At 41.3% G+C, this 19,383-nt stretch carries 17 protein-coding genes; 13 read left to right on the top strand and 4 right to left on the bottom strand.

Features of this window, described 5'->3' with window-relative positions:
• Nucleotides 1–10: 10 nt before the first annotated feature.
• A complete protein-coding gene (locus tag PCIT_RS12470; protein WP_010363930.1) occupies nt 11–1,762 on the top strand; it encodes a DUF3466 family protein in 1,752 nt (583 codons plus the stop codon).
• A gap of 61 nt (nt 1,763–1,823) precedes the next feature.
• On the opposite strand, the gene PCIT_RS12465 is transcribed toward PCIT_RS12470, so the two are convergent.
• Nucleotides 1,824–2,330 carry a DUF2062 domain-containing protein gene (locus PCIT_RS12465; RefSeq protein WP_010363929.1) on the bottom strand — a complete coding sequence of 169 codons (507 nt, stop codon included), beginning with the start codon at nt 2,328–2,330 and terminating at the stop codon, nt 1,824–1,826.
• A 165-nt stretch (nt 2,331–2,495) separates the two neighbouring features.
• On the opposite strand from PCIT_RS12465, the gene PCIT_RS12460 reads away from it, so the two are divergent.
• The 7 genes from PCIT_RS12460 to tcdA all read left to right on the top strand — a co-directional run bounded on the left by PCIT_RS12460 (nt 2,496) and on the right by tcdA (nt 9,813).
• Nucleotides 2,496–4,592, top strand: a complete 2,097-nt coding sequence (locus tag PCIT_RS12460; RefSeq protein ID WP_010363928.1) for a DNA internalization-related competence protein ComEC/Rec2 — start codon at nt 2,496–2,498, stop codon at nt 4,590–4,592.
• 110 nt (nt 4,593–4,702) lie between these two features.
• Nucleotides 4,703–6,439, top strand: a complete 1,737-nt coding sequence (msbA, locus tag PCIT_RS12455) for a lipid A export permease/ATP-binding protein MsbA (protein ID WP_010363927.1) — start codon at nt 4,703–4,705, stop codon at nt 6,437–6,439.
• Between the two features lie 3 nt (nt 6,440–6,442).
• The gene (gene lpxK, locus PCIT_RS12450) at nt 6,443–7,423 is read left to right on the top strand and encodes a tetraacyldisaccharide 4'-kinase (protein WP_010363925.1); all 981 of its coding nucleotides are present in this window, start codon (nt 6,443–6,445) and stop codon (nt 7,421–7,423) included.
• A complete protein-coding gene (locus PCIT_RS12445; RefSeq protein WP_010363924.1) occupies nt 7,413–7,610 on the top strand; it encodes a Trm112 family protein in 198 nt (65 codons plus the stop codon). The genes lpxK and PCIT_RS12445 overlap by 11 nt, the downstream gene beginning before the upstream one ends.
• Nucleotides 7,598–8,359 (top strand): 3-deoxy-manno-octulosonate cytidylyltransferase, encoded by a 762-nt coding sequence (gene kdsB / locus PCIT_RS12440; protein WP_010363923.1) that lies wholly within the window; start codon nt 7,598–7,600, stop codon nt 8,357–8,359. Before PCIT_RS12445 ends, kdsB begins: the two co-directional genes overlap by 13 nt.
• Nucleotides 8,346–9,011: a TIGR01621 family pseudouridine synthase gene (locus PCIT_RS12435; RefSeq protein ID WP_010363922.1), complete on the top strand. Its 666-nt coding sequence runs from the start codon at nt 8,346–8,348 to the stop codon at nt 9,009–9,011. Before kdsB ends, PCIT_RS12435 begins: the two co-directional genes overlap by 14 nt.
• A gap of 1 nt (nt 9,012) precedes the next feature.
• Nucleotides 9,013–9,813 carry a tRNA cyclic N6-threonylcarbamoyladenosine(37) synthase TcdA gene (tcdA, locus tag PCIT_RS12430; RefSeq protein WP_040696600.1) on the top strand — a complete coding sequence of 267 codons (801 nt, stop codon included), beginning with the start codon at nt 9,013–9,015 and terminating at the stop codon, nt 9,811–9,813.
• Between the two features lie 19 nt (nt 9,814–9,832).
• Here tcdA and PCIT_RS12425 read toward each other — a convergent pair whose 3' ends face one another.
• The 3 genes from PCIT_RS12425 to PCIT_RS12415 form a co-directional block, all read right to left on the bottom strand.
• The gene (locus tag PCIT_RS12425; RefSeq protein ID WP_040696598.1) at nt 9,833–10,237 is read right to left on the bottom strand and encodes a SufE family protein; all 405 of its coding nucleotides are present in this window, start codon (nt 10,235–10,237) and stop codon (nt 9,833–9,835) included.
• A gap of 3 nt (nt 10,238–10,240) precedes the next feature.
• The gene (locus PCIT_RS12420) at nt 10,241–11,458 is read right to left on the bottom strand and encodes an aminotransferase class V-fold PLP-dependent enzyme (RefSeq protein ID WP_010363919.1); all 1,218 of its coding nucleotides are present in this window, start codon (nt 11,456–11,458) and stop codon (nt 10,241–10,243) included.
• Nucleotides 11,459–11,562: 104 nt separating this feature from the next.
• Entirely contained in the window at nt 11,563–12,849 is a 1,287-nt protein-coding gene (locus tag PCIT_RS12415; RefSeq protein ID WP_010363918.1) for a citrate synthase, read from the bottom strand.
• Between the two features lie 411 nt (nt 12,850–13,260).
• Between PCIT_RS12415 and sdhC the strand changes: the two genes are divergently transcribed.
• The 5 genes from sdhC (at nt 13,261) to sucA (ending at nt 19,383) form a co-directional block, all read left to right on the top strand.
• Nucleotides 13,261–13,638: a succinate dehydrogenase, cytochrome b556 subunit gene (gene sdhC / locus PCIT_RS12410; protein WP_052023287.1), complete on the top strand. Its 378-nt coding sequence runs from the start codon at nt 13,261–13,263 to the stop codon at nt 13,636–13,638.
• A complete protein-coding gene (gene sdhD, locus PCIT_RS12405; RefSeq protein WP_010363915.1) occupies nt 13,629–13,976 on the top strand; it encodes a succinate dehydrogenase, hydrophobic membrane anchor protein in 348 nt (115 codons plus the stop codon). Before sdhC ends, sdhD begins: the two co-directional genes overlap by 10 nt.
• On the top strand, nt 13,977–15,749 hold the full coding sequence (gene sdhA, locus PCIT_RS12400) for a succinate dehydrogenase flavoprotein subunit (protein ID WP_010363914.1): 1,773 nt from the start codon (nt 13,977–13,979) through the stop codon (nt 15,747–15,749).
• A 10-nt stretch (nt 15,750–15,759) separates the two neighbouring features.
• Nucleotides 15,760–16,479 carry a succinate dehydrogenase iron-sulfur subunit gene (locus PCIT_RS12395; RefSeq protein ID WP_010363912.1) on the top strand — a complete coding sequence of 240 codons (720 nt, stop codon included), beginning with the start codon at nt 15,760–15,762 and terminating at the stop codon, nt 16,477–16,479.
• An 84-nt stretch (nt 16,480–16,563) separates the two neighbouring features.
• Nucleotides 16,564–19,383 (top strand): 2-oxoglutarate dehydrogenase E1 component, encoded by a 2,820-nt coding sequence (sucA, locus tag PCIT_RS12390; RefSeq protein WP_010363910.1) that lies wholly within the window; start codon nt 16,564–16,566, stop codon nt 19,381–19,383.

Below are 19,383 nucleotides of genomic sequence, written 5' to 3'. Positions count from 1 at the left end.
AAGGAATAAAATGAAGCACACTTTAATCGCAGCGGGCATTTTTGCTGGCTTAAGTGGCCAAGCTTTGGCGGCCACATATCAACTTACAGAGTTACCAAGGTATAATGGTGCGGCTAACACGATCGTTTCAGATGCGAATGAAAATGGCCAGGTTATCGGGACTGCGTCCACTACCTATAATTTACCCATCGACGTAAGTTACATCGATTTTGATGATTCAAACATTAAAAATGCTTATGACGCCGAAAAGCGAAGATATGAGTTAATTGATGAAACAATCACATTTACACTAGAAGATGTTCAAAATGGCGCTACCGCAACTAATGCAGACGCTAATGTGTTTATGATTGGTTTTTTAAGTAGTTTGAGTGGGTCATCTGAATATCAAAAACTTGAAGATCGTATAGGCATATCGTTTGGTGCAGAGTTTGCTGATGAGCAAGTTTTATTTGACGTTCAAAGTCCGAATTATAATTCGTTAACCCGTTCTGTTCGAAATTATTTAACAGCAATTAGTGATGACGGTGTGGTTGTTGGCTGGGGTTCAGCACCTTTTTCTAAAACTCAGTTTACGCCAAAAGATGAAACTGAGGAAGATACCTTTTTTGTAAGAGATTGGGGTACGCGTGGCATAGTAATCACGCCATCAGGTGAAAAAATCACGTTAGAGCCTTCGTTCACCGAGCATGGTGGCGCTAGTATTGCTACTGACATTAAACGTATGGCAGATGGTCGTTATCATGTAGTGGGTTATGCAAGTGTAGGAATTATCCAGCGTCGTCAAGATGATTTTAATGATAGATGCAAAGGCGAAACAACCCCTATACAAGCCTGTGTGTGGGCGGAAGAGAGAAGAGCCACAAACTTAAATGGTTCGTCATCTTTTTATGACCTTCGTGCTTATCAGTGGACACTAGATGATAACTTTGTTGTTACTAGTGCAGAAGAAATTGGGGTAGGTGCAGTTCGAAGGGACGATGAAGAGAGTAACATTTATAGTGTTGCTATGGCGACGAATAACGCCGGTATCACGGTGGGTTACTCGATAGCGAGATATGATGACAAGATAAACTCATTGGTTGTTCCTGGATATTTTCAGAACGGTCAATTTACGGATATCTCTGAAAAGGATGAGTGGTATAAAACGGGTAAAGCTGTTGATGTAAATAATAGTAACGTGATTGTAGGGTATCGAGCCAAGTCGAGCCAAGGATCACCATTCGATACTGTTGGTTTTTACTATGACATGACGACCCAGAAAATTAATGATATTCCAACTTACTTTACGGGCTCAGAGACCGCTATTAATGACATAAATAATACGGGTTATGTTGTTGGTCAAGGTGAAGTTGAAAAAAGTGGGACTAATCGCCGCAGAGAAGGCTTTATATATAAATTAGGTGACGAAAGCGTTGTTAATATTAATTCGCTGTTGCCTTGTAAAGATACTAATGGTGACGCATACCCTTATACTATAGCTGAGGCGATTAAAATAACAGATGCTAATAATATTTATGCGATTGCTGTGAAAACGGTAGAGCGTCGCAATAGGCTTGGTGAGATTGAAACCGATAGTAAAGGTGAAGTTGAGTACGAGTCGGTTACTGTGCCTGTGTTATTAACGCCGATTAGTGGTGAGGTAGAAAATTGTGCACCGCCTGAGGCTGAAACATATGAGCGTCAATCGGGTGCACTGTATTTATCTAGTTTACTAGCTATGCCGCTTGTTTGGTTAAGACGTAAAAAATTGAAGTTAGCTTAGTCAGTTATTCAAAGAAAAAAGGCCCTATGGGCCTTTTTTGTTGTCTCGTCTAAAATACTAATTATCTATTGCGCGCAGCCCAAGCTTTATTTACAGAGCGACGCCATAAATAGTCTATACTGAAGTAGCCGATTATCGCTGCAACTGAAGCACAGATCAGCGAGCCAACCATGAAAGCAGGGCCAATTGTTGCGATGCTTTGGACTAACCACTCCCAGCTTGCTTCAAAGTGAAATGGCTGAGTTTCTTGGCCGAGAGCAAAAACCCCAACAATGTATGAACAATAAAATATAGGAGGCATAGTTAACGGGTTCGTTAACCAGACTAAAGCAACGGACAGAGGCAAGTTTACGCGAAATGGAATTGCGAATGCTGCTGCCAGTATCATTTGAAAAGGAACAGGGATGAATGCGAAAAATAAACCCACCGAAAAAGCACCTCGTGCAGAACGGCGATTTAAATGCCAAAGGTTAGCATCATGTAACCAACGGCCAAAAATCTTCAAGGATTTTTGTTCTTTTATTTTATTGTGATCAGGTAAAAAGCGTTGAATCGTTTTTTTAGCCATAGCAAGCAACCGTATACTTCAATTTTTATGTGTTGGGGATTTCTATTCGGCTGTATCATCACCGTATTTTTATACAAAACATGGCAGTTTTATAGCTGTATTGTCTTCCTCACGATTTTGTCCCGTTATTTTAAGCGGTTTCTGCCTGTATTGTTAGGGTTTATTTTGGCTATTTTTAATGTTATTGCTCATCACAGCCTGATTTATACATTTAATACTGAAAACATCATGTTTCAGGATGAGATACCCATTGTAGGAAAAGTACATCGGGTCTTCGGAGAACAACCTACAAATTATATTCAGGTACGTCTGTCTCAAGTAGGCGGTACACATTATGGGCCGATTGTTCAACCCCTTGCTAACTTAGCTATCAAAAATACACACTTAAAAATTAGTTCAGATATGGAACTACGAGGAGTTGCAAAACTAAGGCTGTTTCGAGGGCGGAAGAATTTATCCGGATTCGATAGCGAATTGTATGCCTTTAAAAACCAAATCTTATTTAAAGGACGAATTAGCCAATTTCACGTTTTGGCAGCAGAGGAAGAAAACTTATATCATCGATATAAACGCTTTGTATGGCAGACGTTTGGTTTTTTAGAGCTAAATTGGTTTTATTATACCTTGCTTACTGGTGATAAAAGTAAGATTGAGCATGACGAACGAGAAGTAATGCGAACGCTTGGGCTTAGCCATTTAATGGCGATTTCAGGTCTGCATATAGGCATTGTTTTTATGATAACGTTTTGGGTCGGTAAACTAATTTGTTGGCTAGCCTTGACGCTTATGAAAGGCCACAATGCGCAACGTTATCACTTGCGAATTTTCTATGTGCTTTTTGGGTTAATTATTGCGTTTATTTATGTCTATTTGAGTGGAATGAGTGTATCCGCCATTAGAGCCTATTCTATGCTTTTATTAGGCACACTGGTTTATTTTATCAAAAAGGATATGAATAAGCCTAGATTACTGCTGCTAGCTGCAAGTGCCACTTTGTTTATAGACCCTTTTGTATTGTTGAATGTTGGGTGGTATTTCTCATTCATTGCTGTTTGCGCTATTTTCATGGTTGTCGTACAAAAAAGAGCTGCGACTGTCAAACGCATGAGCTGGCTTATCCAGCTTATTAAAGTACAGTGCTACATTGGAGTTTTGCTTGGCCCGCTTAGTATTTATATTTTCAATGGCCTTAGCCTTGCAGGGCTATTCACTAATTTAGTAGCAATACCATTGCTCAGCTTTGTAATTTTTCCGTTTATGCTTTTTGGTGTTTTCCTCGCCAGTTTAGTCAATATAAATAAAGTCTTAGAGGGCTTCGACAGTGTATTCAGTTGGTTGTTACAAAGTGCAATCGACGTAACCGGGTCAAATGGCTGGTGGAACTCAGGAAAAATAGACCTAATTACTCTGTTATTCATCTATAGCGTATTTATTTTCTTTTTGGTTGCACCTATTCGGAAGTTGATGTGGTGGCCGGTAGTTTTATACGGTATTCATAGATTAACCGTTGTCCAACCTCGTTGGGAGATAGATGTATTCGATGTAGGGCATGGTACTTCGGTATTAATTACGAGCGGAGGTAAGGCTCTACTGTATGATTTAGGTGCAAAGTATTTCGACAAATATGCTATTTTTGAGCATGTTGTTCAGCCATATATCCAAGAAAATGGCATAGAGTTGACGCATACAATTTTAAGCCATCAGGATAACGATCATATTGGGGGGGTAGACGAGTTATATACATTCGATCGTTTTTCATCTTTAGCTGAGTTCCATAATGGCCATACCCATACTCATTGTGCATTGAAATCAGTAAAGCTAAATAGCCTGTCAGTAGAAACAATATGGCCAAAGTTTGACTTAGGTTCAAAAAATAATAACTCCTGTGTTGTTAAAGTGAGCGACGGTACGTTTTCTTTTTTGTTACCAGGGGATATAGAGCGTCGAGCTGAATTAAGCTTATTAAAGCACTATCCGGTTGGTCAACTTCGAAGTACTATTTTGCTTGCACCTCATCATGGTAGCAAAACGTCCTCGTCAGAAGAGTTTATTCGGGCAGTAAATCCTGAACATGTTATTTATTCGCGCAGCTATTATTCGCCATGGCGACTTCCGCATCCAGAGGTTGTGACAAGGTATAGGGATTTAGGTATTAACCAGTTAGACACGGCAGTTAGTGGTCATATCAAAATCAGGGTATTCGATAATGAGTTGATGATTATTAAAGCGCGAGTTAGTAAAGGTTTTTGGTTTTTTAGGTGATCCTCTCTTGAATTTGGGATACATCGACGAATAATTTAAGTTGGGCATTTTGTTTTATTGGTATGACAAGTACAATACCTTGTTTTGTAGAAAAAGATTGGAAGAAATATATGCAAATGAGCGCGAAGCAAATTTACAAACGTTTGCTGTCTTATACATTTAAGTATCGAACTGTTGCTGTGTGTGCTGTGATAGGAATGCTTGGATATGCCGCAATGGATGCGCTATTTGTACGATTAATGCAACCCTTTATAGATGATGGCTTAAGTGACAGGAACGTTGAAGTATTGTCTTGGGCGCCAATTGTCGTTATCGCCTTGGTAATAGGCCGGGGCGTATTTAATTATATGGCATCGTATTGCCTTACTTATGTGGGTTCTCAAGTAGTTAGGCAGCTTAGGCAAGAGTTATATGAACATATGTTGTATTTACCTGTTTCATTCCATGATCAGCATTCGAATGGGGAGCTAATATCAAAGATAACTTTTGATACAGAGCAGGTACAGCAAGCAATAACTCGAGCACTGCAAGTTATGATCCGCGAAGGTGCATTTGTTATTTTTTTACTTGTCGTTATGTTTCGCTCAAGTTGGCAATTGTCATCTATCTTTCTGATCATTATTCCATTAGTCGCGCTCATCGTGACGCTTGTTTCTAAGCGCTTTCGCAAAATATCAAAAAATATTCAAGATGCGATGGGGGAAGTAACTCGTGGCTCAGAGCAAATGTTAGCGGGTCATAAGGTTATTCATGGTTTTGGAGGGCAAAAACGAGAAATTGATAAATTCTCAATTGTGAATAACAAAAACAGACAGCAACGAGTCAAAATGGATGCTACACGCGCACTAAGCGTTTCTGTGATTCAAATATTAGCTGCGAGTGCGATGGCGTTAATTTTAGCAATTATTGCGATGCCGTCGATGATTGATACCATCACTGCGGGTGCATTTGTGTCATTACTAACGTCAATGATGATGATGTTAAGGCCGTTAAAGCAACTAGCTAATGTGAATAGTGATTTACAACGTGGAATTTCTGCAGCGCAAAGTATCTTTGAGATATTAGACACAGACATAGAAAAAGATACTGGTTCGATGTCGCTTGGTAAAGCCAAGGGGAAGTTAGAGGTAAAAAACGTAACCTTTTGCTATCCAACGAAAGAAACTCCGGTGATAAAATCACTGAACCTGACAGTCAACGCGGGAGAAAGCATTGCTTTAGTAGGACGTTCTGGTTCAGGGAAGTCTACGTTATCGAATTTACTACCCCGATACTATGATATTGAACAAGGTTCAATTGAACTTGATGGTATAGAAATTAGATCGCTTTCTTTGCAGGATTTAAGGAGACAGTTTGCTGTCGTATCTCAGCAAGTTGTATTGTTCAACGATACCATCGCGAATAACATCATGTATGGGCTTGAAACGCCTCTATCTTATGAAGAGTTAAAGTCTGTTGCACAGCAAGCCCATGTTTGGGAGTTTATTAAAGATCTCCCTGAAGGGTTGGATACAATGGTGGGAGAGAATGGGGTGATGCTTTCAGGCGGTCAGCGGCAGCGGTTGGCGATTGCGCGAGCGATAGTGAAAGATGCACCAATCCTAATTTTAGATGAGGCAACGTCAGCGCTTGATACTGAGTCTGAGAGATTAATACAAGACGCGCTGGATACCTTAATGCAAAATAAAACTTCCATTGTAATAGCGCACCGACTTTCAACGATTGAAAAATCAGATAAAATTTATGTTGTGGAGCAAGGTGAAATTGTGGAGCAAGGGACTCATCAAAACTTATTAGCCCAGCAAGGGGTTTATGCTGCTTTATGTAAAATGCAATACGGTGAGTAAGTTTTGAAAAATATAGAGAAAACTTGGTATCGATCTAAGTCAATCATAACGTATTTATTATTGCCCTTAAGCTTAATCTTTTGGGGTATTTCGACTGTTCGGCGTGCGCTATTTTCATTAGGAATTTTAAAGCAATTTAAAGCACACACACCGATTATTGTTGTGGGAAATATTAGTATTGGCGGTAATGGAAAAACGCCTTTTGCTTTGTGGTTAGTTGAGTTCTTACAGGAGCGAGGGATTAAAGTTGCCGTGATCAGCCGAGGGTATGGCTCCAAAGCACCCACTTATCCATTTGAGGTAACGAGTAGAAGCTCGGTAGAGCAGGCCGGTGATGAACCATATTTATTGCACTCTCGTCTTGGTTGCCCTGTGGTGATTGGCCCTGATCGGGAAGCTAGCTGTAATTATTTAAAAACAAACTATAAGATAGATTTAATTGTTTCTGACGATGGGCTTCAGCACTATAAAATGCCCCGTGAAATCGAGTTGTGCATTGTTGATAACAAGCGCCGCTTTGGTAATGGGTGTTTACTTCCCGCGGGACCATTAAGAGAATTACCTAGTCGGTTGCGCAGTGTTGATCTTGTGGTTGAAAATGGGGGGGCGGAAGACATTAGTTATGCGTTAGAAAGTGCAGGTGTTTACAGTGTATTAACGGGTCTAAAAAGTGACGATTATCCTAATAATGGCATCGCGGTTAGCGCAATAGGGAATCCTCAGCGTTTTGAAAAATCACTGCAAGAAGAAGGTATTGCTATCCACGATACTGCGCATTTTCGCGACCATCATGCGTATATAAAGTCGGACTTTAGTCAGTTTGGTGATATAGCAATATTTATGACCGAAAAAGACGCGGTAAAATGCCAAAGTTTTGCGCAAGAGAACTGGTATTACTTAAAAGTTGAAGCGCAACCGAGTAAGATGTTAGTTAAACAGTTATTAGAAATTTTAAAGAATAAAGAGATCCATCATGGCCTTTGATAAAAAGTTATTAGAAATTTTAGCCTGTCCTGTGTGCAAGGGTAAGTTGCAATATGACAAAGAGCACAGTGAGCTAATTAGTACTGCATCTAAATTGGCGTATCCAATCAGAGATGATATTCCGGTTTTGTTAGAGAACGAAGCACGAGAATTAAGTTTAGAAGAGGTTGAAAAGTGGCATTCGTAGTCGTTATTCCTGCGCGCTATGCATCGAGTCGCTTACCAGGGAAGCCACTTGCAGATATTTGTGGCAAGCCAATGATCCAACATGTTTTTGAGCAGGCTTGTCGCTCTGATGCTAGTGCCGTTTACATTGCCACAGATCATGAACTAGTCTTTGACGCGGTTCGAGGTTTTACTGATAAGGTGTTAATGACGAGAGAAGATCACCAGTCAGGCACTGAAAGGTTAGCTGAAGTTGTTGAAACACTCAAACTAGACCCTGACACAATCGTTGTGAATGTACAAGGTGATGAACCCTTGTTAGACGCTGAGAATATAAATCAGGTGGCAAGTTTATTAACAACCTCCAATGCGCCGATGGCGACACTCAGTGTTGATGTTGAAGATGTAGAAGAAGTACTAAACCCTAACGCCGTAAAAGTGGTGAGCGACGTTCATGATAATGCATTGTACTTTTCTCGCTCCCCCATCCCTTTTCAACGTAGCAGTATGCTAGCGTTAGATAAAGAAGCAATTCCTGTAGATAACTTTCAGCGCCATGTTGGCATTTATGCTTACAGAGCGGGGTTTATTAAAGAGTATTTATCGCTGGCTGTATCACCACTTGAAGTTCAAGAGTCACTTGAGCAATTACGCGTGTTGTATCATGGTCACCAGATCAAAATATCAAAGGCTGTAAAGCCCGTGTATGCAGGCGTAGATACACCAGAAGACTTAGCGCGAGTTGTTGAGTTGGTAAATGGCAAAGTTTGAAATAATCGCTGATGAGAGTGATTTCATTGTCGCACTGAAGCCTGCGGGAATGAGCTTTCACAGCGAAAGTGGTGCTGGCTTCGTTGTACAATTAGAAGCTCAACTACAGATAAAGCTTTTTTCAGTGCACCGTTTAGATAAGGTAACGTCAGGGCTATTAATTTTTGCTAAATCGAGTGCTGCTGCCAACCGATTTAGCGAGCTATTTACTAACAGAGCCATAGACAAAGTGTATTTAGCCCTCATTGCTAATAAGCCAAATAAAAAACAAGGCTGGATCAAAGGTGATATGTCTAAAGCGCGCAGAGGTGCTCATAAATTACTTAAATCACAAGATAACCCTGCAATAACACGCTTTTATACAGCGAGTATTGAAGCGGGCATTCGAGGTGCTATTTTAAAACCATTTACTGGAAAAACACACCAACTCAGAGTGGCAATGAAGAGCATTTCAGCACCAATTTATGGTGATGAGTTATACGGAAGTGAGGTCGCAGATCGTGTCTATTTGCATGCTTATGCACTGCGCTTTCAGTGGCATGGTAAAATATATCAATATCAGGCTATGCCCAGTGAAGGCAAACAGTTTTTGAAATTAATTAATCATGAGGTTTTCATTAAATGGAAAAACCCTTGGTCGTTAGAGTGGTAGTATGATGGAACAACAAGCGCAATTAAGGTTTGGTGGAATTTCGCGTCTATATGGCGAGCAGCAACTGGATTGGCTACAACAAGCACACTTTTGTGTGGTAGGTATTGGTGGTGTGGGGAGTTGGGCTGCTGAAGCGCTGGCTCGTACTGGGGTTGGCCATATCACACTAGTTGATTTAGATGATATCTGTGTCACTAATATCAACCGTCAAATCCACGCGCTGACGAGTACGGTGGGTGAACAGAAAATAGAAGCAATGCAGTCGCGTTTACAGGATATTAATCCGAATTGTAAAGTGAACCTGATTGATGATTTTCTGACCTTGGAAAACATAGCAGAGCATATTGTCGACTATGATTATGTCATTGATTGTATTGATGCAGTTAAAGAAAAATCAGCACTAATCGCCCATTGCAAACGCCGGAAAATACCGGTTATTACTACAGGTGGAGCTGGTGGTCAAACTGATCCAAGCCAAATTTTATATGGCGATGTGGCGAAAACCACTCAAGATCCTTTACTGGCTAAAGTACGGTATATCTTACGCAAAAACTACAATTTCACGTCAAATCCAAAGCGTAAATTTGGTGTTGATTGTGTATATTCGACAGAGCAGCTTGTGTATCCTACTGCTAATGGAGAAGTATGCCAGGCTAAGCAGCAAGCCGATGGGTCAAAAAATATGGATTGCGCCACAGGCTTTGGGTCTGCAACAATGGTGACAGGGACATTTGGTTTTTTTGCGGCTTCAAAAGCCATTAAAAAATATTTACAAAAGAAAGAAAAAACGCAAAGCAGTTAGAGAGTTACTTTCTCAGTGGTTACCACTGAGAAAGTTTGTCTTGGATAGTGTCTACGATTGCGCGAACTCCATTGCCACGAGATGGACTTAGGTGCTTTATTAACCCTAGAGTTTCAAATTCAGCATAGGCGTCAATTTCTTTTGCTTGTGCTGGTGTTAAACCGCTGTACATACTTAAAACTATGGCAAACAACCCTTTTACGATACGAGTGTCTGAATCGCCAACCAATACTAGATTGTGCTGACTTTCATCTAAGTCTATATGCAACCAAACTTTGCTTTCACAGCCTCTAATTAAAGCTTCATCTGTTTTTAAGCAATCAGGAAGGCTAGGAAGTGATTTCGCAAGGAGCATGATCTCCCTATAACTTTGCTGCCAGCTAGAAGTGCTAGTGATTTTTTCGCGTATTTCTTGATAATTCAATGTTTAACCTTCAATTAGTTCAATGCTGTTTTTTAACGCTGTAATAAATGTGTCGATGTCTGCGTGAGAGTTATAAAAAGCCAGACTTACTCTCAAAGTACCTTGGATCCCAAGTTCAGAAATTAGTGGCTGTGTGCAATGGTGGCCACTTCGCAGTGCTACACCATAGCTATTTAATAATGTGGCTATATCGTAGTGATGTTCTTCACGATAATTAAAGCTTATAGTGCCGATATTATACTGCATATCGCCATATATGATAATGCCCGGAATCTCTTGTAGTTGACTTAAGCAGTATTTGAATAACGTTTGTTCGTACTCTTTCAGGCGTGCAATATCAATGGCATTCAAATAATCTAATGCGGCGCCAAAGCCTAGAACTCCGGAGATATTAGGTGTTCCTGGCTCAAATTTAGCGGGGGCATTACGATAAGTGGTCTTTGAGAAACTGACCGTATCTATCATTTCTCCACCGGTTTTAAATACTGGCAGCGCATTTAGTTTGTCATATTTACCAAATAAGAACCCTAAGCCTGTAGGGCCTAGCGCTTTATGAGCAGAGCCAACATAAAAGTCACATTTTAACTCAGATAGATTTGGCCTTAGATGCATTAATGCTTGAGTCCCGTCAATTACGGTAGTGGCGTTGACTTGATTTGCGGTGCCAATAATACGTTTTATATCTGTGATATTACCTAATGTATTAGATGCATGAGTGCATGCAACTACTGCGGGCTTTAGGCGGGTGATCATGTCTAATGCATTTGGAAGATCAAGTACGCCATATTTATCTATTGGCATAATATGAATAGATGCACCACTTAGTTGAGCAGCTTGTTGCCAAGGAACAATATTAGCATGATGTTCTAATGCGCTAATGAGGATAATATCATTCGAACTTAGACTTTGAGTGATCCCCGAAGCGATTATATTAAGGCTTTCTGTTGCACCACTTGTCCATACGATTTCTTGCGATGAAACCGCTAAGTATTTTGCTAATTTATCTCTAACTTGCTCATATTTAGAAGTAGCACTTTCGCTGAGGGAGTGTAAACCTCTGTGTACGTTTGAGTTGTTTTTGCTATAAAAGTCATTTATTTCATCGATAACGCACTGAGGCTTTTGACTGGTAGCACCAGAATCTAAGTAGATTAAAGGCTGATCTCCTACTGCTCGAGTGAGTAAAGGGAAATCATGACGAAGCTCAGCAATGTTGTTCATTTGTAGTATTTTCCGATGAATATAACGAAGAGAATTGTAATTTGATTTGTATCAGATGCAATAAAAAAAGGCCGCATAGGCGGCCTTTTTAACAAAGATAAAGTTTATCTTTTCGCCGCATCTGCATAGTCACGCTGAGCGTAGCCTGTGTAAAGTTGACGAGGGCGACCAATTTTGTGGCCTGCCTGAGATAACATCTCATCCCAGTGAGAGATCCAACCAACGGTACGAGACATAGCAAAGATAACTGTGAACATACTTGTTGGAATACCGATAGCTTTCAAGATGATACCTGAATAGAAATCAACATTCGGATAAAGCTTTTTCTCGATGAAATATGGGTCTTCAAGGGCGATTTGCTCTAGGCGCATTGCAACGTCTAACAGTGGATCTTGAATGTTAAGCTCTTTTAAAACTTCGTGACAAGTTTGACGCATTACAGTCGCGCGAGGGTCAAAGTTTTTGTATACACGATGCCCGAAGCCCATAAGACGGAATGGGTCGCTCTTATCTTTTGCTTTCGCTACGTACTCGTCAATCCGGTCTAATGAGCCGATTTCTTCAAGCATGTTAAGGCACGCTTCGTTTGCACCACCGTGAGCAGGTCCCCAAAGAGAGGCAATACCAGCAGCAATACATGCATATGGGTTTGCACCTGATGAACCAGCTAATCGTACTGTAGACGTTGAAGCGTTCTGCTCGTGGTCTGCGTGAAGCATAAAGATACGGTCCATTGCTTTAGCAACAACTGGGTTTACTGTGTAATCTTCAGCCGGTACTGAGAACATCATGTGTAAGAAGTTTTCAGCGTAGCTTAGATCGTTACGCGGGTACACAAACGGTTGGCCAACATTATATTTGTAAGCCATTGCCGCGATTGTCGGAAGCTTTGCGACCAATTTCACCGCACTGCGTTGACGTTGGTTAGCGTCTGAAATATCTAAATCGTCATGGTAAAAAGACGATAAAGCACCAACTACGCCACATAGCATAGCCATTGGATGTGAATCTACACGGAAGCCTTGGAAGAATGCTGCAATCTTCTCGTGCATCATGGTGTTACGAGTGATTTCATCTGCAAATTCAGCATGTTGTTCAGCTGTTGGTAACTCACCGTTTAATAGTAAATAACATAATTCGATGTAGTTTGAATGCTCAGCTAACTGCTCAATCGGATAACCGCGATGTAAAAGTATACCTTTACCACCGTCGATGTAGGTAATAGATGATTCACAAGAACCGGTAGACATAAAACCTGGGTCATATGTGAAGTGGCCATGAGCCCCTAAAGTACGAACATCAATTACATCTTGACCAGCGGTACCTGAGTAGATTGGTAGCTCTATTGGGTCGTGACCATCAATATGGACTGTGGCTTTTTTATCTGCCATCTATTTATCTCCTATGGAATAACAATTCTGATTGTTATGTTGTGATACTAATGTTAAGCAAATTCAGATCATTTTAACGTAAAACTAGGGTATAAAGTCAATTTTTCTAGGAATTATGCAAAGATGTATAATAAATATTCTGTGCAGTTTAAATATTATACCATTGGCTAATTCGCAAGCGTCTCAATCTAAACAAGAATTGTAAAAGCGCGCATGGCCTTATATACTGTGATAGGTTTTACACCGTATCGTCTGTGGGTAAACCTTTTTTTACAACAAACAGAACATATTGAGATCGGTTTGTTCAAAAAGAAGGTATACCTAGAGTGTGCCATTTGCGCATGTCGTGCAAGTGGATTTTATAAAAACAAAGTAGATGAGCTCCTTTGTGGGCAAGATGGGCAAGTAACTGTGAAAAAGCAAAGACCTGTAAATCTAGATCTTACGACTATATCGATGCCAGCAACGGCTAAAGCGTCAATTCTACACCGTGTAACAGGTGTGGCTTTATTCTTCGCTTTAACGTTTGTACTTTGGGCATGGTCTGAGTCTCTTTCTTCTCCTGAAGGTTTTGAATTAGTAAAAGAGCTGTTTAACGGCTTTATTGCAAAATTCATCGCGTGGGGCACGCTTTCTGTGTTGGCATATCACCTAATTGTTGGTATCCGTCATTTGATCCAAGATATGGGTCATTGGGAAGAGTTAGAGTCAGGTAACAGTAGCGCTAATATTGCGATTGCAATTTCTGTAATTGTAGCTGTATTAGCAGGAGTGTGGATATGGTCTTAAATCAAGCAACTCTGAAACGCGATGGCGTACAAGATTACGTTTCGCTACGTACAACCGCGTTAATCATTGCAGCATATGCTGTGTTTATCGTTGGTTATTTACTTCTAACACCAGAACTAACATTCGAAGCTTGGCAAGGTTTGTTTTCGAACTTAGCTGTTAAAGCGGCGACCTTGGTGACGCTTGTGTGCATTATGGTGCATACAACTATCGGCTTATGGCAAGTTTTAACGGATTATGTAAAGTGTACGACATTACGTTCGGTACTTGGCTTCGTGTTAAACCTTATGGCGCTTGCTTACGTAGCAATAGGCCTGTTTGTTTTGTGGGGTGTTTAAGTGAAATATCATGTACGTGAATTTGACGCTGTTGTAGTCGGTGCCGGTGGTGCTGGTATGCGTGCAGCGCTTGCAATTTCTGAATCAGGCAAAACTTGTGCATTGATTTCGAAAGTTTTCCCAACACGTTCTCATACGGTTTCAGCGCAAGGCGGTATTACTGTCGCGCTAGGTAACTCACATGAAGATAACTGGGAATGGCACATGTACGATACGGTCAAAGGGTCTGACTTTATCGGTGACCAAGATGCAATCGAGTATATGTGTCAAACTGGTCCAGAAGCTATTACTGAACTTGAAAATATGGGTTTGCCATTTTCTCGTTTTGAAAATGGTCGCGTATATCAGCGTCCTTTTGGTGGCCAGTCTAAAAACTTTGGTGGTGAGCAAGCTGCTCGTACTGCTGCGGCGGCTGACCGAACAGGTCATGCATTATTACACTTGCTTTACCAACAAAACGTTAAAAATAAAACGAACGTTTTTTCTGAATGGTATGCACTTGATATCGTGAAGAATGACAACGGTGACGTTGTTGGTTGTACTGCAATTGAAATTGAGACTGGAGAAATAACTTTCTTTAAGTCTAAAGCTGTTGTGCTAGCAACGGGTGGTGCAGGACGAATTTATGCCTCTACCACTAATGCTCATATCAATACTGGTGACGGTGTAGGTATGGCATCTCGTGCTGGTATTGCCATGCAAGACATGGAAATGTGGCAGTTCCACCCAACAGGTATTGCAGGTGCGGGTACACTTGTAACTGAAGGGTGTCGTGGTGAAGGTGGTTATCTTTTAAATAAGGATGGCGAACGTTTCATGGAACGTTATGCACCTAACGCCAAAGATCTTGCGTCTCGTGACGTTGTTGCGCGTTCTATGATGACAGAGATTCGTGAAGGGCGCGGCTGTGATGGACCTTTAGGTCCGCATATCAAGCTTAAGCTTGATCACTTAGGTGAAGAAACACTGTACAAGCGTTTACCGGGTGTATGTGATCTGTCTAAAACGTTTGCGCACGTTGACCCAGCTAAAGAACCGATCCCTGTTATTCCAACATGTCATTATATGATGGGTGGTGTTCCTACCAACGTTAACGGTCAGGTATTGAGTGTTGATGCTGAGGGTAACAATAAACTCGTTGAAGGTTTATTTGCGGTTGGTGAAATCGCGTGTGTATCTGTGCACGGTGCAAACCGTCTAGGTGGTAACTCATTGCTTGATCTAGTTGTATTCGGTCGTGCTGCGGGTAACTTCTTAGGTGAATACTTGGCGAATGCAGAAGTGACTAAGCAAGCGTCAAGCGATAACATCGATGCTGCATTTGCACGTTATAACCGCTGGGAAAACTCTACCAAAGGTCAGGGTGAAGATCCTGTACAGATTAAGAAAGATCTACAGCAATGTATGCAATTAAACTTCTCTGTATTCCGTGAAGGTGACTCTATGGCTGAAGGTTTACAGCAGCTTAAAGAGATCAGAGAGCGTTTACAGCATGCGCGCTTAGATGACAAGTCTACTGAATACAACACGCAAAGAATTGAGTGTTTAGAGCTAGACAACTTAATGGAAACTGCTTACTCAACAGCAGTTGCTGCTAATTTCCGTACGGAAAGTCGTGGTGCACACTCTCGTTTTGATTATCCAGATCGCGATGATGAAAACTGGTTGTGTCACACGGTCTTTAATCCTGAGACGGAAAGCATGAGTAAGCGTGAAGTAAACTACGCGCCTAAAACTCGTGAAGCATTCCCACCTAAAGCACGTACTTACTAGGAGTAAAACGATGGCAATTTTAGAATTATCTGTTTATCGTTATAACCCTGATGTGGACAACGCACCACATATGCAGGAATATAAACTAGAAGTAGAAGAAGGTCGTGACATGATGGTGTTGGACGCGCTTTTACTATTAAAAGAGCAAGATCCTACACTTTCTTTCCGTCGTTCTTGCCGTGAAGGTGTTTGTGGTTCTGATGGTGTAAACATGAACGGCAAAAATGGCCTTGCATGTATAACGCCAATCTCATCACTACAGAAAAATGGAAAAGGTAAAATCATTCTTCGTCCACTACCGGGACTGCCGGTTATCCGTGACTTAGTAATTGATATGAGCCAATTCTACACTCAGTATGAGAAAGTTAAGCCGTTCCTTATCAATGATAAGCCAACGGGTGGCGAAGAGCGTCTTCAATCTGTGGAAGATCGTGACAAGCTAGACGGCTTATATGAGTGTATTTTATGTGCGTGTTGTTCGACTTCATGTCCTTCGTTCTGGTGGAACCCAGACAAGTTCATAGGTCCAGCAGGTCTTCTTCATGCTTACCGTTTCTTAGCAGATACGCGTGATACGGCGACTGAAGAGCGATTAGCTGATCTTGACGATGCATTCAGTGTATTCCGCTGTCACAGTATTATGAACTGTGTTAGCGTTTGTCCAAAGGGCTTGAATCCAACTAAAGCCATTGGTCATATAAAATCTATGTTGTTAAATCGTTCGATTTAATACATATTTAAACAGTCAGATGGCATGCTAAGCATGCCATCTTGTTAATAATTAAATTTCTGCGCTAGAGAAAAGGGCTAATAAATGCACGAAGGTGTGATGAAGGCATGGCTAGAATCTTCGCATTTGTACGGCGGAAACGTAGCTTATGTAGAAGAGCTTTATGAAGCGTATCTAGATGATGCGACTTCAGTGCCAGAAGAATGGCGAGAAGTGTTTGATCAACTGCCAAAAGTTGATGGTGTGGATGTTGATGTTAAACATTCAGAGGTAAGGGCCCAGTTTAAGGACCTTGCTAAAAACAAACACAAAGAAGTAGTTGTTGCAGCAAGTGGCACATCTGATGCCAAGCAAGTTCGCGTGCTACAACTCATAAACGCATTTAGGTTTCGAGGGCATCAAAACGCAAACCTTGACCCGCTTGGGTTATGGAAGCGAGAACGAGTTCGCGATTTAGAACTTGAGTATCATGACTTAACTGAGTCGGACCTAGAAAAAGAATATAACATTGGCTCTTTTGCATCAGGCAAAGAGACAATGAAGTTGAAAGACTTATATTCGGCACTGAAGACCACATATTGTGGATCAGTTGGTGCGGAATATATGCATATCACTTCTACAGAAGAAAAACGTTGGTTACAACAACGCATTGAATCTACCTTCTCACAGCCTCAATTTAGCAAAGAAACAAAACTACGCATCTTGAAAGGCCTAACAGCTGCTGATGGCTTAGAAAAATATCTTGGTGCTAAATTCCCTGGTGCAAAGCGTTTCTCTCTTGAGGGTGGTGATGCATTAGTCCCCATGCTTAAAGAGCTTATTCATCGCGCCGGTGAAAGCGGTCAAGAAGAAGCCGTTATTGGTATGGCTCACCGTGGCCGTTTAAATGTTTTAGTAAACGTACTTGGTAAAAACCCTCAAGAGCTATTTGACGAGTTTGCTGGTAAATATGGCGAATTAGCCGGTTCTGGCGACGTTAAGTATCATATGGGCTTCTCATCTGACTTTGCAACGCAAGGCGGTGACGTACATATGGCGTTGGCGTTTAACCCATCTCACTTAGAGATTGTTAACCCAGTTGTTATGGGTTCTGTACGTGCACGTCTTGAGCGACTAGGTTGTAAAAATGGGTCAAAGGCACTGCCTATAACCATTCACGGTGATTCTGCAATTGCAGGTCAGGGTGTAGTACAAGAAACGTTTAACTTGTCTCAAACTCGTGCTTTTGGTGTAGGCGGGACGATCCGCATTGTTGTGAATAACCAAGTAGGTTTTACGACTAGCAAACAAGAAGATGTGCGTTCAACTGATTACTGTACTGATATTGCTAAGATGGTTCAGGCGCCTATTTTCCACGTTAATTCAGACGATCCTGAAGCAGTTACATTTGTCACTCAATTGGCGTTAGATTTCCGCAACAAGTTCCACCGTGACGTTGTTATTGATCTTGTTTGTTATCGTCGTCATGGACATAACGAAGCTGATGAGCCTAGTGCGACACAGCCAGTTATGTACAAAAAGATTAAAAAGCATCCTGTGCCACGTCAGTTATATGCAGACAAGTTAGCAAGTGAAGGTGTATTAAGCGCTGAAGATGCTAAACAACTTGCCAATGACTACCGAAATGGTTTGGATAATGGTGAGTGTGTTGTCGAAGAAATTCGTCCAGATACAAAGCATTCATCTGACTGGTCAAAGTTTGTAGGCCATGATTGGGATGTAGCGTATGACCCAACGGTTCCGGTTGAAAAACTAAAAGAGCTGAGTGCTAAAGTATCAGTTTATCCTGAAGACCATAAAGCACAGTCTCGTGTGAAAAAGATTTACGAAGATCGTAAATTGATGGCTGCGGGTGAAAAGCCTTTAGATTGGGGTATGGCAGAAACGTTGGCTTACGCAACGCTTGTTGATGATGGCGTCAATATTCGTATGACGGGCCAAGACTCAGGCCGAGGCACTTTCTTCCACCGCCATGCTGTAGTTCATGATCAAGCAGAAGGTAACACTTATTTACCACTGCAAAATATTCATGCAGACCAAGGCTCTTTTGAAGTTTATGACTCTGTGCTTTCAGAAGAAGCTGTACTAGCATTTGAATACGGTTATACAACAGCAGAACCGACTTCTCTTGTTTTATGGGAAGCACAATTTGGTGATTTTGCCAACGGTGCACAGGTTGTATTCGATCAGTTCTTAAGCTCTGGTGAGCAAAAGTGGGGCCGTTTATGTGGTCTTACTATGTTATTACCACACGGCTATGAAGGTCAGGGACCAGAACATAGTTCTGCGCGCCTAGAGCGTTATTTACAATTGTGTGCTGATCACAATATGCAAGTGTGCGTACCTTCAACGCCAGCGCAAGTTTATGCAATGTTACGTCGTCAGTCTGTACGACCACTGCGTCGTCCGTTGATTGTAATGACACCGAAGTCTCTTCTTCGTCATCCATTAGCTGTTTCAACGATGGATGAGCTAGCAGACGGTGTGTTCCACAATATGATTGACGAAGTTGATGATATTGATACTGCAGCTGTTGAGCGAGTTGTATTCTGTAGTGGTAAAGTTTATTACGAATTACTACAAGAACGTCGTAAGTTAGAGCTCAATAACGTAGCAATCGTGCGTGTGGAGCAACTTTATCCGTTCCCTCATCAGGAAATGGATGAGGTTATGGCTCGCTATCAACATGTTAACGATTTCGTTTGGTGTCAGGAAGAGCCACAAAACCAAGGCGCTTGGTATTGTTCTCAGCACCATTTCTGGGAAGCAATTCCTTCAGGTGCAAATCTGACTTATGCAGGTCGTAAGGCTTCTGCAGCGCCGGCATGTGGTTATATGTCGACCCATACAAAAGAACAAAATGCGTTAGTTGCTGACGCTTTAACAATTAAAAATAAGGGATAA

The sequence above is a fragment of the Pseudoalteromonas citrea genome (assembly GCF_000238375.3).
GTDB classification, from domain to species: Bacteria; Pseudomonadota; Gammaproteobacteria; order Enterobacterales; family Alteromonadaceae; genus Pseudoalteromonas; species Pseudoalteromonas citrea.
The sequence above is the reverse complement of the archived record's forward strand: the minus strand, read 5'-3'. Positions and strand labels throughout refer to the sequence as shown.